The organism is Anaerostipes sp. MSJ-23, assembly GCF_018918155.1.
In the GTDB taxonomy this organism is placed as follows: Bacteria; Bacillota; Clostridia; order Lachnospirales; family Lachnospiraceae; genus Anaerostipes.
On the sequence record NZ_JAHLPY010000004.1, the window covers coordinates 82,952 to 99,819 of the forward strand.

The 16,868-nt window shown below is 37.2% G+C and carries 15 protein-coding genes; 2 read left to right on the top strand and 13 right to left on the bottom strand.

Going from position 1 to position 16,868, the window contains the following annotated elements; translation table 11 throughout:
• Positions 1–86 precede the first annotated feature (86 nt).
• Entirely contained in the window at positions 87–1,175 is a 1,089-nt protein-coding gene (locus tag KQI71_RS04920) for a glycerol dehydrogenase (RefSeq protein ID WP_216434650.1), read from the bottom strand.
• A gap of 177 nt (positions 1,176–1,352) precedes the next feature.
• On the opposite strand from KQI71_RS04920, the gene KQI71_RS04925 reads away from it, so the two are divergent.
• Positions 1,353–2,648, top strand: a complete 1,296-nt coding sequence (locus KQI71_RS04925) for a putative ABC transporter permease (protein ID WP_253287939.1) — start codon at positions 1,353–1,355, stop codon at positions 2,646–2,648.
• A gap of 57 nt (positions 2,649–2,705) precedes the next feature.
• On the opposite strand, the gene dapB is transcribed toward KQI71_RS04925, so the two are convergent.
• From dapB to upp, 6 genes are all read right to left on the bottom strand, one after another.
• The gene (dapB, locus tag KQI71_RS04930) at positions 2,706–3,461 is read right to left on the bottom strand and encodes a 4-hydroxy-tetrahydrodipicolinate reductase (protein WP_216434651.1); all 756 of its coding nucleotides are present in this window, start codon (positions 3,459–3,461) and stop codon (positions 2,706–2,708) included.
• 12 nt (positions 3,462–3,473) lie between these two features.
• Positions 3,474–4,358, bottom strand: coding sequence for a 4-hydroxy-tetrahydrodipicolinate synthase (gene dapA, locus KQI71_RS04935; RefSeq protein WP_216434653.1), 885 nt, complete (start codon positions 4,356–4,358; stop codon positions 3,474–3,476).
• A gap of 41 nt (positions 4,359–4,399) precedes the next feature.
• Entirely contained in the window at positions 4,400–4,888 is a 489-nt protein-coding gene (locus KQI71_RS04940) for a cob(I)yrinic acid a,c-diamide adenosyltransferase (RefSeq protein WP_216434655.1), read from the bottom strand.
• 71 nt (positions 4,889–4,959) lie between these two features.
• Positions 4,960–5,595, bottom strand: a complete 636-nt coding sequence (locus KQI71_RS04945) for a single-stranded DNA-binding protein (protein WP_216434657.1) — start codon at positions 5,593–5,595, stop codon at positions 4,960–4,962.
• A 122-nt stretch (positions 5,596–5,717) separates the two neighbouring features.
• On the bottom strand, positions 5,718–7,538 hold the full coding sequence (typA, locus tag KQI71_RS04950) for a translational GTPase TypA (RefSeq protein WP_216434659.1): 1,821 nt from the start codon (positions 7,536–7,538) through the stop codon (positions 5,718–5,720).
• A gap of 120 nt (positions 7,539–7,658) precedes the next feature.
• Complete coding sequence (upp, locus tag KQI71_RS04955) at positions 7,659–8,291, bottom strand: uracil phosphoribosyltransferase (protein WP_216434662.1); 633 nt, start codon at positions 8,289–8,291, stop codon at positions 7,659–7,661.
• 119 nt (positions 8,292–8,410) lie between these two features.
• On the opposite strand from upp, the gene hydE reads away from it, so the two are divergent.
• Positions 8,411–9,451, top strand: a complete 1,041-nt coding sequence (gene hydE / locus KQI71_RS04960) for a [FeFe] hydrogenase H-cluster radical SAM maturase HydE (protein WP_216434664.1) — start codon at positions 8,411–8,413, stop codon at positions 9,449–9,451.
• Between the two features lie 49 nt (positions 9,452–9,500).
• Here the strand turns inward: hydE and ftsZ are convergent, their stop codons facing one another.
• The 6 genes from ftsZ to KQI71_RS04990 form a co-directional block, all read right to left on the bottom strand.
• Entirely contained in the window at positions 9,501–10,685 is a 1,185-nt protein-coding gene (ftsZ, locus tag KQI71_RS04965) for a cell division protein FtsZ (RefSeq protein WP_216434762.1), read from the bottom strand.
• Positions 10,686–10,778: 93 nt separating this feature from the next.
• Positions 10,779–11,555, bottom strand: coding sequence for a cell division protein FtsQ/DivIB (locus KQI71_RS04970; RefSeq protein WP_216434666.1), 777 nt, complete (start codon positions 11,553–11,555; stop codon positions 10,779–10,781).
• Positions 11,556–11,569: 14 nt separating this feature from the next.
• Entirely contained in the window at positions 11,570–12,685 is a 1,116-nt protein-coding gene (locus tag KQI71_RS04975; RefSeq protein ID WP_330655294.1) for an FtsW/RodA/SpoVE family cell cycle protein, read from the bottom strand.
• Between the two features lie 3 nt (positions 12,686–12,688).
• On the bottom strand, positions 12,689–14,053 hold the full coding sequence (gene murD / locus KQI71_RS04980) for a UDP-N-acetylmuramoyl-L-alanine--D-glutamate ligase (RefSeq protein WP_216434682.1): 1,365 nt from the start codon (positions 14,051–14,053) through the stop codon (positions 12,689–12,691).
• A gap of 14 nt (positions 14,054–14,067) precedes the next feature.
• Complete coding sequence (gene mraY, locus KQI71_RS04985) at positions 14,068–15,039, bottom strand: phospho-N-acetylmuramoyl-pentapeptide-transferase (RefSeq protein ID WP_216434685.1); 972 nt, start codon at positions 15,037–15,039, stop codon at positions 14,068–14,070.
• A 40-nt stretch (positions 15,040–15,079) separates the two neighbouring features.
• Positions 15,080–16,786, bottom strand: coding sequence for a peptidoglycan D,D-transpeptidase FtsI family protein (locus KQI71_RS04990; protein ID WP_442859889.1), 1,707 nt, complete (start codon positions 16,784–16,786; stop codon positions 15,080–15,082).
• Positions 16,787–16,868 lie beyond the last annotated feature (82 nt).

Here is a 16,868-nt window from a genome sequence, read left to right on the forward strand (position 1 = left end):
AAATAAAACAATTGTTTTTTCAAAATAAGAAAAGAAGAGCAGCTTCCCACAGGATGTTGCTCTTCTTTTGCTTTTTATTTATTTTTTTATTCGCTGTAATATCTTCCTAAAGCATCTGCTCCCATAATTGCTGCATATACAGTTTCCGGTGTCACCTCAAATGGCATATTTCCCATAGTATCTTCTGGTGCACAGGCCAGTGTAGCCGCTTCCATGATTTTCTCCGGATTTACTTCCGTAATTCCAAGTTCTTTTAATGTGATTGGTAATCCGACTTCTGTACAGAAATCAATCACTTCCATAATTTCATCTTCCCCTGCATCTTCCAGCACAAGTTGTACTAAAGTTCCGAAAGCTACTTTTTCTCCATGATATAGTTTGTGTGTTTCCGGGATCGCTGTTAATCCATTATGGATTGCATGTGCCGCTGCCAAACCTCCACTTTCAAATCCGATTCCAGATAAATACGTGTTCGCTTCAATTACATTTTCTACTGCTTTTGTACAAATTCCTTCTTTTACTGCAATCATCGCCTGGACTCCGCTATCCATTAAAGTGTCATAACAAAGCTGAGCAAGGTTCATAGCTGCTAAGGTACACTTTCCGCCAACACAATTTGCCGCATCAGAACGTTTGCAAGCTCTTGCTTCAAAATAGGTTGCCATTGCATCTCCCATTCCAGAGATTAACAAACGGACCGGCGCTTTACTTACAATATCCGTATCAATCATAACCATATTCGGACTAGATGGTAAAAACAGATATTTCTCAAAAACACCTTCGTCTGTATAAATAACAGACAACGCACTGCATGGTGCATCTGTCGATGCAATCGTTGGCACAATCATAACGGGTTTCTTCATATAATAAGCAACAGCCTTTGCCGTATCATGAATTTTTCCACCGCCGATTCCAACAATAATCTCACTCCCTGCATTCTTCACAACCTCAATCAGACGATTGATTTCTGTCATGCAGCATTCTCCATTAAATGTTTCATAAACAATCTCACTGTCTCCCTGTCCTTGTGTAATGGCTGGTTCTACTCTTTTTCTTCCAGAAGCACTAGTCAGAATAAAAAGTTTTTTCCCATAGTTGTCTGCATAGCTGCAAAGATTCTTCATCTCTCCTTTTCCCTGAATATATCGGGTCGGACTTCCAATAATCATTGCCATAAAAACACCTCCATAATGAGTGCACAGTTGTACTATTTGTTATTATTATAACATTCTTAATCGAAAATTCCTATCATCTCCATAACATTTTTGCACAAAATCTCTTCACAATGATTGACATTTTTCAACACTTTTTTTATACTCTTTTATACTACATTTTTACAAACGAGGAAACAAATGATGATTCACAATTTTTTTGATTTTTTATGGTTATTCTTTTTATATTCTTTTTTCGGCTGGGTTCTTGAAGTTATACAACTTGCTTTTCACCAAAAAAGATTTGTAAACCGCGGTTTTATTAACAGTCCCTTCTGTATTTCTTATGGAATTGCAGGTATATTGATCACATTAAACGGACACGGATTATCCATCCCATGGTTATTTGTCGTTTCTTCCATTGATGCAACCGTTATCGAATGGATTGGCGGTCATGCTATTGAACATTATTATCATGAGCGCTGGTGGGATTATTCACAAAAAAAATGGAATCTTGACGGATATATCTGTTTACCTTATTCTATTTTTTGGGGATTTCTAGGTGTCCTTACCATTCGTTTTGGAAATCCTGTTTTTCTTATGATTTACCATATGATTCCATCTTTTCTTGGACATTTGATTTTATTTATTCTGATTGGTATCCTAGTCATTGATATTTTTGCAACTGCTATTGTGCTTTATGATAAAACAAAAGATCCCGAACGCTGGCTGGCAGCCGACGCCTGGTTCTCAAAAATTAGCAGTCGCCTTGAATATTTTATTATTTCCCATGTGGAGCATCGATTAGAAAGAGCTTATCCAACACGTACCGAAACAAAAGAAACTGAGAAACCAGCTGTATTTGCTGCTGGATGTTGTTTTTATAAGATTTTTCTTTTATTTTTTATTGGTTCTCTTCTCGGAGATATTATAGAAACGATTTTTTGCAGATTAAAAATGGGCGTATGGATGAGCCGAAGCAGTCTTGTTTTTGGGCCATTTAGTATTGTATGGGGATTTGCCTTTGTAGGTGTCACAATCCTTTTATATAAATATAAAGATCGTTCAGAAAGTTTTTTATTCTTAACTGGGACATTTCTTGGTGGTGCTTATGAATACCTTTGCAGTGTTTTAAGCGAACTGGTATTTGGAAAAGTTTTCTGGGATTATAGCGGTATGCCATTTAACCTAAATGGAAGAATCAATCTCCTTTATTGCTTTTTCTGGGGAATTGCTGCTGTCATTTGGTTTCGAAAAATTTATCCACTTCTGTCTAATTTGATTGAAAAACTTCCGATAACTTTTGGAACCATCATAACATGGATTTTCGTCTTGTTTATGACAGTAAATATGCTGATATCTTTATGTGCATTGATCCGTTACGACCAAAGAGGAAAACATATCTCAGCAAAAAATTCCTTTGAGAAAATGCTTGATCAGCATTTTGATGACCAAAAAATGAGGAATGTCTATCCAAAAGCCAAAACAGTTCATTAAAATAAAAGGATGCCGGCAACATATCATAGGCCGACATCCATTTTTATTGTTTTATTTTTATCCAATTACATCGCTCATATCATACATTCCTGCTGGCTTTCCTGCAAGATACAATGCTGCGCTTACGGCACCTTTTGCAAATACAGCTCTAGAATATGCGGTATGTTTCAATTCAATCACTTCATCCTGTCCTGCAAAGATCACTTCATGTTCTCCAACAATTGTTCCTCCACGGACTGCTGAAATACCGATTTCTTTCTTTGGACGCTGTTCTCTTCTCTGGCTTCGATCATAAACAAATTCATATTCATTGTTTAATGGTTCGTTGGCTGCTTCTGCAAGGGCCAATGCTGTACCAGAAGGTGCATCTAGTTTTCTGCGGTGATGTTTTTCTACAATTTCAATATCAAATCCAGCATCTGCCAAAAGCTTTGTCATGGATTTTAATAATTTAAATAATGTGTTAATTCCAAGAGACATATTAGCAGAACGTAAAATGGCAACCTTTTTACTTGCTTCTTCTACTTTCGCCAGCTGTTCATCGCTCAATCCTGTTGTGCAAAGAACAAGCGGAATTTGTCTTTCTACTGCATAATCAATCAATCCATCGACAGCAGGTGCTGCTGAAAAATCAATGATCGCATCAATTTCTTCTTTACAGTCAGAAAGGTTTGTATATACTGAATAATCATTATGTCCGTCATCCTGACGATCTACTCCTGCTGCCATTACTGCGTCATCTGTCTCTTCGATAATTTTTGTAATTACCTGACCCATAACGCCATTGCAGCCGTGCATCATAATTTTTGTCATCGTTTGTGCTCCTTAAAGAATTCCTGTTTCTTTCATTGCATTAATCAGTAGCTGCGCATGAGGCTCTTCCATCTCTGTCAGAGGTCTTCTTAAAATATCACGACAGAATCCCATTTCTGCACATGCACGTTTTACAGGGATTGGATTTACTTCTGCAAACAGATTATGAATAACATCTAAATATTTCATCTGAATTTCCAGACTTCCTTTCACATCTCCTGCCAGATATTTTGCAACCATATCATGTGTTTCCTTTGGTGCAACATTAGAAAGTACAGAAATAACACCCTTTCCTCCTAAAGAAAGAATTGGTACTACCTGATCATCATTTCCTGAGTAGATGTCAAGATCTCCCTGTGTTTCATAGGCAAGTGTTGCAACCTGAGAAAGATCTCCGCTTGCCTCTTTAATTGCAACAATATTTTCTGCTGTCTTAGCAATTTTTGCAGCTGTTTTTGGCTGAATATTTGTTCCAGTTCTTCCTGGTACATTATACATAATAATTGGAACATCGACTGCTCCGGCAACCGTTGTATAATATTCTTCCAGTCCTCCCTGTGTCGCTTTGTTATAATATGGTGTTACAACAAGCAGCGCATCTGCTCCAACACCCTGCGCTCTTTTTCCAAGAGACAATGCTTCTTCTGTACAATTTGCTCCTGCTCCGGCAATGACCGGAACTCTTTTATTCACATGAGAAACACATGCAGAGATAACTTCAATCTGTTCGTCATGGCTCATTGTTGAAGCCTCTCCGGATGTTCCACAGATAATGATACTATCTGTTCCATTATCAATCTGAAAATCAATAAATTTTTCCAGCTGATCATAATCTACTGATAAATCTTCTTTAAAAGGTGTAATCATGGCTACACCTGCACCTGTAAATATTGACATGCTATTTCATCCTCCTATCATCTTATGTAGCGTGCAGAATATTAAGATTCTTTCACAGTTTCAATTTGATAAACTCCATCTACATGAGCTATCAATTCTTCTGGAAGGCTTCTTCCGGTCATGATCACATCGAGCTCATCATCTCGTTCGGATAATAATTTTACAAGATCATCCGGTTTAATCAGTCCAAGATCCAGAAGTCCCAGAACTTCATCCAGGATCAAAAGATCACATTGTCTTGTGTCAATTACTTTTCTGGCATATTTTAGTCCGTTAAAAATAAAATGATCCTGTTCCTTTTTTTCTTCTTCATTGAGATCTTTATACGGTTTTTCATACTTCTCAAATCGGAATAACTGCACTTCCGGTTCCAGTCGTTTGATAAAACTAATCTCTTCTGTATCTTTTCCTTTCAGGAACTGAACAATGATGACTCTTTTTTCCTGACCTGCTGCTTTAATACAATGGCCAATGGCACAGGATGTTTTTCCTTTTCCCTGTCCACAGTAAACTTCCACTCGTCCTTCCATCTTCTCACCTCAAAGAATCTTCCTTTTGTAATATTGGTTTATTATATCATTTTTGATACAAGAAATCCATTTTATTCTTCATCCTTTTCATGAAATTCCAGTTTATTGACTGATACTTCATAGGCTATCCGTTTCATTGTCGTATTTTCATCAATCCGTTTCTGATATTCTCTGCTCTGTATTCTGCCGATCAATTGAATTCTTGAACCTATTTCCAGGTTTCCAGCAAATCTTGCGTTCCTTCCCCAGCAGATACATGGTATGTAATCGGATTTTCCATACGACCGATTTACTGCCAACAGTATATCACAAATTTCTCTTCCAAGAGGCGTCATGCGATATACTGGCTGTTTGCAGATAAATCCATCTAAAATAATCTGATTTGGTTTTACATTATCCATGGAATCTAGAAACTCAATATCCCTGACAAATACGGATAATACCAAATGATTTTTATTTTCTTCATGTTTATTATACGACCGGAATTGTCCGCATGCCTTTACAAGACTTCCACTGTAATCTTTCGTAACATCAAGTAGCCGTTCTGATACAAGCAATGGTATCTCATCCGTTGCTTCACTTAACCTGTTTACTAAAAGTTTGACGGTATAAAATCCTTCTCCAAAAATCTCATGGCTGAATTCAAATGAAGAACTGATTCTTCCTGCTACTTCCACTTGATTATGATTGGTTCCCTGCTCTGTCATACTCTTTTTCTCCCTTCCTGTGTCAATTTGTATACTTTAAAGCCTACGCCAAATTAGCCAAAAAAAGAAGTAAATTCGTACGACAAATTTTTGCCGCATTTTCCGACGTTTTTCACAATTTTTTATGAGAACTTTGCTCTCTTTCTCATTGTAGGATCCAGAATCTTTTTACGAATTCTAATATTCTCTGGTGTGATTTCCAGTAATTCATCTGTATCAATAAACTCCAGCGCCTGTTCCAAACTCAATACTCTTGGAGGTGATAATTTCAATGCATCATCAGATCCTGAAGCACGCGTATTTGTAAGCTTTTTGGCACGGCAAACATTGATTTCAATATCTTCTGTTTTACCAGTTTGTCCAATAACCATACCTGCATATACTTTTTCTCCTGGTCCTACAAATAAAGTTCCTCTTTCCTGTGCATTAAACAATCCATAAGTGATTGTTTCTCCTGCTTCAAATGCAATCAGAGATCCCTGTTTACGATATTGAATATCTCCTTTATATGGTCCATACCCGTCGAATAATGTATTTAAAATACCATTTCCTTTTGTATCCGTCATAAATTCTCCACGATATCCAATCAATCCTCTTGATGGAATAGAAAATTCCAGACGGCTGTATCCACCATTTGCCATGGACATATTACGCAGTTCTCCTTTTCTCTGGCTCAGTTTTTCAATAACCGCTCCTGAAAATTCTTCTGGTACATCAATCACTGCAATTTCCATTGGCTCCAGTTTCTTTCCATTTTCATCATAATGGTAAAGTACTTCTGCTTTGCTGACTGCAAATTCATATCCTTCTCTTCGCATATTTTCGATCAGAACAGATAAATGTAATTCTCCTCGTCCAGATACCTTAAAGCTATCCGTACTATCGCTTTCTTCTACGCGAAGGCTGACATCCGTATTTAATTCACGGAACAGACGATCTCTTAAATGTCTAGATGTGACATATTTTCCTTCTTGTCCTGCCAAAGGGCTGTCATTTACCATAAATTGCATGGAAATCGTTGGCTCAGAAATCTTTTGGAATGGAATGGCTTCTCCGCCATCTACATCACAAATAGTATCTCCAATTGTAAGATCCGCAATACCGGAAATTGCTACAATAGAACCAATCGTTGCTTCTTTTACATCTACTTTATCGAGTCCTTCAAATTCATATAATTTTGTAATTCTTACTTTTTCTTTTCGTTCTGGATCATGGGCATTTACCACCATACATTCTTTATTGACTGCAATGGATCCATTATCTACTTTTCCAATACCAATTCTTCCAACATATTCATTATAATCAATAGTGCTGATGAGTACCTGTAAAGGTTTCTCTGGATCTCCTTCTGGTGCATCAATGTAATTAATGATTGTTTCAAACAATGGCTTCATATCTTTTTTCTCATCGCTTAAATCTGTCACTGCAAATCCCTCTTTCGCAGAAGCAAAGACAAATGGACAGTCTAACTGCTTATCTCCAGCATCCAGATCCATCAGAAGTTCCAATGTCTCATCGACAACAGCTTCTGGACGCGCTTCCGGACGGTCTACCTTGTTTACGCAAACAATCACAGATAAATCAAGTTCCAGTGCTTTCTTCAACACAAATTTTGTCTGTGGCATTGGACCCTCAAACGCATCTACAACAAGAATAACACCATTCACCATTTTCAATACACGTTCTACTTCCCCACCAAAATCGGCATGGCCCGGTGTATCAATAATGTTAATTTTGATTCCGTTGTACATAACTCCTGTATTTTTTGAAAGAATGGTAATTCCTCTTTCTTTTTCTATATCATTGGAGTCCATGACTCTCTCGGCTACTTCCTGATTTTCACGAAAAGCACCGCTTTGTTTTAATAATTCGTCGACTAATGTCGTTTTTCCATGGTCGACATGGGCAATGATCGCAATGTTTCTTACGTCTTCTCTCTTCATTGTATCCTTCTTTCTAAACAAAATTCCTAAAAATTCTATAACTGTGTTATTCTATCACAAAGAAATCAATGTTTCAATTTTTCATTCACGATTCCTACCCATGTACAGAAAATTGCACAATTATTTTGTTCCAAAAATACGATCTCCGGCATCCCCAAGTCCCGGCAGAATATATCCATGTTTGTTTAGCTCTCTATCCAGTGCTCCACAATAAATTTGAATATCTGGATGATGTTGTGCCAAAAATTCTACTCCCTCCGGTGCTGCAATAATCGACACAAATTTAATCTGTTTTGCGCCTTGTTTTTTCACAAAATCAATTGCTGCATTCGCAGATCCGCCTGTTGCAAGCATTGGATCAACAATCAATACCATTCTCTGGTCAATATCTTCTGGAAGTTTACAATAATATTCTTTTGGCTCCAGCGTTTCTTCATCCCGATACATTCCAACATGTCCAACTTTCGCTGATGGTACCAAGGCAAGCATCCCATCGACCATTCCAAGACCTGCCCTTAAGATCGGAACAATCGCAAGTTTTTTTCCCTTCAGCATCGGTCCCTTCATAGTTTCCATCGGTGTCTCAATTTCTACCAATTCTGTTTCCAAACCACTTAAAACTTCATAACCCATAAGCATGGAAATTTCTCCGATCACCGTACGAAATTCTCTTGTCCCACAATCTTTACTTCTAATCAATGAAATTTTATGCTGAATCAGCGGATGCTTAAATATCGTTACATTTTCTCTCATACCACCTATCATTCCTTTCTACTCTGACATTTTATATACACAGTCATTTTATCATATTTCTTTTTCTTTTTCCTTATGTTATATTAAAGTGTAACCTAATAAAGGAGATAGATAATATTATGGAAATAAAACAGTTAATTGAAACTTTATATAAAGAACATATATTAAAGAAAGAAGAGTTTCTCTTTCTTCTAGAGCATCGAAATGAAGAGTCTAGATCTATGCTTGCTTCTCTTGCAAGGACACAAACAGATAAGATTTATGGAAAAAGTGTTTTCCCACGTGGTCTCATTGAATTTACAAATTATTGCAAAAATAATTGCTATTATTGTGGTATTCGTGGTGCTAATCAAAACGCTGTTCGTTACCGCCTATCCAAAGATCAAATTCTTTCTGCCTGCGAAAATGGTTTTCATCTTGGATATCGAAGCTTTGTTTTACAAGGCGGTGAAGATCCTTTCTTCGATGATGAACACATGTGCGATATTGTCTCAGAAATTCGCCATCGCTATCCGGAATGTGCCATCACTCTTTCTCTTGGAGAACGTTCCAAAGAAAGTTATGAAAAATTATTCAAATCTGGTGCTGATCGTTATTTATTAAGACATGAAACAGCCTGTCCAGATCTTTATAAAAAACTTCATCCAGAAAGTATGTCCCTTGAGCATAGAAAACAATGTCTGTGGAATTTAAAAGAAATTGGATATGTTGTAGGTACTGGATTTATGGTAGGAGCTCCTTACCAGACGTTGGAAAATTTGGTTGATGATCTGTTATTTATTGAAAAATTGCAGCCAGAAATGGTCGGTATCGGTCCTTTTGTACCTCATCATGATACAATTTTCAAAGATGAACCCGCTGGAACAGTTGAACTGACAACTTACCTGATTAGTATCTTGCGCCTTATGAATCCACATTTTCTTCTTCCTGCTACAACGGCTCTCGGAACCATCGATCCAAGAGGTCGTGAAAAAGGAATCGAAGCTGGCGCAAATGTTGTTATGCCAAATCTTTCTCCTGTTGCCGTTCGAAAAGATTATTCTCTTTATGATAATAAGATCTGTACAGGAGAAGAAGCCGCAGAATGCGCAGGCTGTCTTGGTCGTCGCATGAATAGTGTCGGAGCTTTTCTTGATTTCTGCCGTGGAGATTATCGTTAAGTTTTATTTTAAAAAAATACACCGCCAAAATTATTCGGCGGTGTATTTTTTATTTTCGTCTGCTTTTTAGTAAAAATTCTGGAATCACAATTCTGGAATCATGATCTTCCATTGTTTCGGTCGGAGTATCAGCTGTGTATGCATTTGTGTTTGTATCGGTACCTACATTTTTTTCTGTATCTGTATTATCTGCCTGGTCTTCTTCCGAGGCTTTTTCAATCTTTCCATTATGAATTGGTTGTCCGGAAAATACAGGTCCAGAAGAATTTTTAGAACTAAAGTTTGGTCTTACATTTCCCCTGATATCATAATTCTTAATACCTGTCGCAATGATCGTCGCACTAATCTGATCTCCAAAATCAGCATTCACTGTACCAAAGATCACATTGACATCCTGTCCTGCTTCATCTTTCAAATATTCTACTGCCTGCTGTGCTTCAAGCATTCCAACAGCACCTGCAAAGTTAACGATAACATCGCTTGCACCTGCAACTGTTGTTTCAAGCAGTGGACTTTCCATTGCAGTTTTGATTGCTTCCAATTCCTCATCTGCTACACCCATACCAATATGAGCAATTCCTTTGTCACGCATAACAGTCTGAATATCTGCAAAATCCACATTAATAAGTCCCGGATTATAAATCATATCCGTAATTCCCTGCACGCCCTGCTGTAATACCTCATCAGCTTTCTTAAGAGCATCTGGAATGGTTGTTCTTTTATCACAAATTTGGAGAAGTTTATCATTTGGGATGACGATCATTGTATCGACTTGATCTTGCAATCTGGCAATTCCTGACATTGCATTATTCATACGAGGTCTTCCTTCAAAGGAAAATGGCTTCGTCACAACACCAACTGTCAGAATACCAAGTCCTTTGGAAATCTCTGCAATAATCGGAGTTGCACCGGTTCCAGTTCCTCCTCCCATTCCACATGTAACAAATACCATGTCAGCACCTGTCACAAGTTCTGTAATTTCTTCTCTATTTTCTTCTACTGCTGCTTCACCAATTTCAGGTTTTGCACCTGCTCCAAGTCCCTTGGTAAGCTTTTCGCCAATCTGAATTTTTGTTGGGGCCTTACATAAAGATAAGGCCTGTCTATCTGTATTAACACCAACGAGTTCTACTCCCTGGACATTTTCATCTACCATACGGTTAACTGCGTTATTTCCAGCTCCGCCGACACCTATCACTAAAATTCTCGCTTGTGTATTTTCTACACTAGGCATAATTTCAACCACGTTGCTCCTCCTTCATGTCACCTACGACAACCCACAATATTTTATACACTAATTTAATGATACCGTTTTTACTTCTTTTTTTCAACTCTTTTTTGGTCGAAAAATTGTAATTTTCTGGTATTCATCAAAGTATCTCATATCAATTGTTCCACTTTTTCCTTCCAGCTTTTTTAAAATTCCTGTAAGCTCTGAAACTTTCATATCAACATACTTGCGATTATATAAATCAACCATCAGATTTCCTTTGATCAGCCATGCGGCATCATCTTGAATGTAAACTTGGTCGATTTTAAGCTTATACCTATCAATCGCATTCGTCAATTTCAGTATATAAGAAAACATTTCCTTGCTTCCTACCGGTATTTTCTGATGGATTGATAAACTATTGTATTTCAGTCCAGTTATAAGCGGAACATCCTCAAATTTCTCACTATTACTTTCCAAAAGTTGGCCATTTTTATCAAAATAAACATATTCCCCATTATATTGAAGACATCCTGCACGTTTTTTTTCATGAACATGCAGCGTTATTGTATTTGGTCCCGTAATCTCCACATCAATTGAGTTAAGAAACGGCAGCATTTCTGGTTTAAAAAGACTTGCTTGTATGTAATAGCCAATCGTATTTTTTACATAATGTTTCTGATGAACTTTTTTCATAACTTCTTTTTTTGTGTAATAATTCAGGCCATCTACTTCTACTTTTTTTAATGGACAGATTAAAATTATCCCAATCAAAACAAGAACCACCATACTTAAAATCACCAAAAGAATTCTTGCAACTGGAATTTTATACTCTCTTTGTTGTTTTTGGTGATCTTTTAAACGAATGACCTTATTTTCTTCTTTCTGTTTCATAAAAATCTATCCTTCTATAAATGAATCCGCCTAGAAACCGATAATACGATTCCCATTTCGATCATGGCCCCCAAAATGGAAGTACCTCCATAACTGATAAACGGAAGAGGAACTCCTGTTGGAGGAATTGTATTTGTAACAACCGCAATATTAATAAATACCTGAACCGCAATATGGGTCAGACACCCAATCACTAAAAGTGATCCAAACAAATCTTCTGCATTCATTGCGATCAAAAGCATTCTCCATATCAAAGCCATAAAGACAAGAATCACACATACTGCTCCAAATAAGCCCAGTTCTTCACAAATGATCGAAAAAATCATATCATTATGTGACTCTGGAATAAATCCCATTTTTTGCATACTCTGGCCAAGTCCTTTTCCGAAAATTCCTCCAGAACCAATTGCATATAATGCCTGCATGGTCTGCAAACCTTTCTCATGCGTCTCTGGATGAAGCCAAATAGCAAATCGTTCGTTTCGATAACTATTGGTACTCATCAGATATACAACAATCAATCCTACAAATGCAAGTGCAGCTATCATCAATTCTTTTGTCTTAGGACTTATAACCAAAACCATAACTCCAACAATTGCGCATAAAATCAATGCAGTACTCATATTTTGAGAAAAAATCAGTAATATAATAGGTGCACATCGAAAAATAATATTCATTGCATCCTTAAATTTCACAATCCTATGCGCATTTTCTGATAACGTATAGGCCAGATAAATAATCATCAAAATTTTTGCTACTTCTGATGGCTGAAATTGAAATCCTCCAACTTGAAACCAACGGATCGCTCCTTTTTTTGCAGCTCCAAGAATTAACACGGTTCCAAGAAGGACAATGCTTATAATATAACATGATCTTGCAACCACCTTGTTTTGAAATACTCGATAATCCAACTTACAAAAGAATCCCATTGCAACTGCACCAATTACCACTGCAACGCCCTGGCGGATTACCCAGTGATATGGTGTTTTAAAATACTCCATACTCTTATAAGAACTCGTACTAAATACCATGAGGATTCCAAAAGCAATCAGAAAAATTATCAAAAACAACATTGGATAGTCAAAATATATTTTTCCTGTCATATATTTTTTTTTGATACGATTTGCCACTTTTTAAAGCTCCTTTAATTTCTTCACACAATCCTTAAAAATATCGCCTCGTACTTCATAATTTGGGAACATTCCCCAACTTGCACATGCTGGGGATAATAATACAGCATCTCCGTCTTGTGCCTGTTTTGCAGCATAAGAAACTGCTTCTTCCATAGAATCTACAAATACGATTTTATCAAATCCATGTGCTTTTGCTGTTTCTGCAATCTTTGGTGCTGTTACACCCATAAGAATCAATTCTTTTACTTTTCCATCAAAAGCATCAATCCATTCATCATACGTTGATTTTTTATCATAACCGCCCCCAATTAAGAATGTTGGACGATTCATTGCTTTAATTCCTTTAATTGCAGCATCTGGATTTGTTCCTTTGGAATCATTATAATAGGCAACTCCATTCACTGTATCTACATATTCAATACGATGTGCTACTCCTTTAAACCGTTTGATTCCTTCCTTAATATATTCTGCTGGAACTCCCATATAATAAGAAACAGCAATGGCTGCAAGAATATTTTCGTAGTTATGATCACCCAAAAGATTCACATCATCCATTGTACAGATGTCTGTCACTTCTCCATTTTTGCTAATTTTAAATACATTATTTTCGAGAAAAGCTCCATCTTTTGCTTTATGGTGAAGACTAAAGAAAACAACATCTCCTTTTGCACGTTGTGCCATTTCTCTTGTTGTATCATCTTCATAATTTAATACCATCACCTGACCTGGTTTTTGGTTTTTTCCAATAGATTCTTTTGTCTTTGCATAAACTTCAACTGTTCCATGACGATCTAGATGATCTGGTGTAATATTTAAAACTGCACAAACATTCGGGCAAAAATCAACAATTGTTTCTAATTGGAAGCTACTGATTTCTGCAACGATTCTACTATCTTCTTTCGTATCAAGTGCAACACTTGTATATGGTGTTCCAATATTTCCAACAACAAATGTGCTTTCATAATAACCCTTCAGAATTTCTCCTGTTAAAGCTGTCGTTGTTGTCTTTCCGTTTGTCCCTGTAATTGCTGCAATTTTTCCTTTTCCTGCATGATATGCAAGTTCGATCTCACTCCATACCGGTTTTCCCTGATCAAAGAATAACTGGGCTACTGGTGCATTCACCGAAATTCCAGGACTTAACACAAGCAGGTCATAATCTTGTGCCTGTTCTTTTGTCAATTCTCCAAGAATTAATGGAATCTTTTTTTCCTGATGAATTTTTTTATAAAATGCATCTTGGTCTAATTCCTTATTTCCATCAGTAAGTGCAACTGACGCTCCTGCCTGAAGCAAAAGATTCACTGCTCCTACTCCGCTCTTTCCTGCTCCTGCAACTAAAAATTTCTTATCTTTCCATGCCATGTTTTATCTCCTTACTAAATCGCTGCCAATCCAATCAAACAACAAACAGCCGTTACGATTGCAAAAATCGCTACAACTTTCGTCTCCGGCCATCCTGATAATTCAAAATGGTGATGAATTGGTGCCATTTTCAATAATCTTTTTCCTCTTGTAGCTTTAAAGAAGAGTACCTGCGCCATAACAGACATCACTTCAATCATATAAATAAACGCAACAATGGGAATAAACAAACCAAGATGCAGCATAACCGCCGTGGCTGCTACAAAACCTCCTAATGCCAGAGATCCTGTATCTCCCATAAATACTCTCGCTGGATATACATTAAATACAAGAAATCCAAGCAAAGAGCCTACGGTTGCACAAGAAATAGGCCATATCTGCGGTTCTCCTGGATAAATTCCTATTCCTATGGCTACAACCGTAAAAAATGTCGCGATCAATACGGTAACACTTGATACAAGTCCATCCAGTCCATCTGTAAAGTTAGCCCCATTGACTGTCCCAAGCAGAATTAAAAAAATAACTGGTACAAAGAAAATACCAAGATTTAAATATTTGCCATGACAAAATGGGATCATCATCCAGGTCCCGATACTTGTATCATTGATTAGATAATATACAAATACCCCTGTCACAAGAATTTGCCCAAGCATTTTCTGCCATGCCCGAAGGCCAAGATTTCGTTTCATAACAACTTTAATATAGTCATCAATAAAACCAATAAATCCAAACCCAAGGGTTACAAACAAAATTGGTACAATGGACGGATAGCTTTTTACATAAAACAAAGATGCTATCACAATTCCAAGCAAAATGATCAGTCCTCCCATCGTTGGAGTACCTGATTTCTTCAAGTGTGATTCCGGGCCTTCTCCCCGGATAAACTGACCAAATTTTAATTTGTGTAAATATCGTATCATCAATGGACTTAAAAGTACACTGACAAAAAAAGCAATTAAAACCGGCTTCACAATTCCATAATTCATGATTCCACCTCATTTGTTTCTGTATCACAGAATTTTCTGATCACTGTCCGGTGGAATTCTTTTCTTGATTTCCTGCTTTATAATCTCTAGAAATTCCAAGATAAGGAAGAGCCATTTGAAATACACTCCTCATAACCGGAGCTGCAATCGTTCCTCCATAATAAGTTCCAACCGGTTCATCAATCAATACAATTCCCATAACAACAGGATCTTTAGCTCTGGAAAATCCAAGAAACGATGAAATATATTTTCCGGTTCCACGTGGAAGTTTCTCACTGGTGGCCGTTTTTCCACCGATCGAAAACCCTTCTATCTTGCAGTTTTTACCAGATCCCTCTGATACAACTGCTTCTAGAAGTTCTCTGACAGTTTCTGAAGTTTCTTTTTTTATCACTTCTTTTTTTACAGGATAAGAAAATACGGTTTCTTTAGAGCCATCGGAAGATACTGCGCGTACTCCAAAATGCGGCGTAATCAAAGTTCCCCCATTGACAGCTGCGCTAACTGCTCGTAAAAGCTGAAGAGGCGTGATCTGAATAGACTGTCCAAAAGACATTGTAGCTAATTCCACTGCCTTTACATTTTTCTTTTTATGCATGATAGAATTAGCCTCTCCTGGAAGATCAATCCCAGTCCGCTCAAACAATCCAAGTTTCTGGAATGTTTCATACATGCCATCTACTCCAACGCGTGCTCCTACTTCCATAAAAACCGGATTACATGAATTCATAACTCCTTCACGGAATGTCTCACTTCCATGTCCACCTACTTTATGACACCGGATTCTCCGGTCTTCTACCATTCGATAACCCGGACAGTTGAAGTGATCGTTGACCTTCACTTTTCCAAGTTCAAGTCCAGCCACAGCCGTTACTATCTTAAAAACAGATCCTGGTTCATATGTATCATTGATACAACTGTTTCTCCATTTTTTATTTAGATATTCCTGCTGTTTTTTCCCATCAGCCATCTTCACTCTTTTACTAAGCTTAAAAGGCTGATTTAAATTATATTCTGGCACATTGGACATTGCATAAATTTCTCCGTTTTGAGGATTCATAAGAATCATGGAAACCTGCTTTGCCTTTTTTTCTTTTTTTACTTTTTTACAAGCCTGCGTCACATAATTCTGGAGATTCACATCCAGAGATGTATATAAATCGCATCCTGCCACAGGCTCATCCCGTTCTTCTCCCGCACCGTCAATTTCAATTCCCTTTCCGTCCGTCAGGGTAAGAATCTTTCCGGATTTTCCTTTGAGATACTTATCATATGCAACTTCAAGCCCGACAATTCCCTGATTATCTCCTCCGGTAAAACCAAGAACCTTTGACGCGAGAGAATCAAACGGATAAACTCTTTTGTAATCTTCATCAATTTTCACTCCGGAAAGTTTGTATTTCCGGATGCGATCTGCAATTTTCTTTTCTACATTGCTTTTAATTTTTTCTCTGACAGAATTTTTATAAACTTTCTTTTTTATTTCCGAGGAAGAAAGACCTAATTGTTCAGATAATATCCTTACCACTTTTTCTTTCTCCGTTGTTTGAGAATAAATAACCGAAATTGAATAAACTGCTTTGTTGGAAGCAATCATCACACCATTACGATCATAAATTCTTCCTCTCGGTGCTTTAATTTGCCTTTCTCTTTGATGAAGATCCTTTGCAAGAGAAAGGTATTTATCCGCCTGGGCAATCATGATATACCCAAGCCGTATGGTTACAATCAAAAAACCTGAAAACATTAAAATGACAATTCCAAGAATTTTCTTTTTGTATCCAGTCTTCAAAGCAACAGACCCCATTTTCTCATACTATTATAAAATT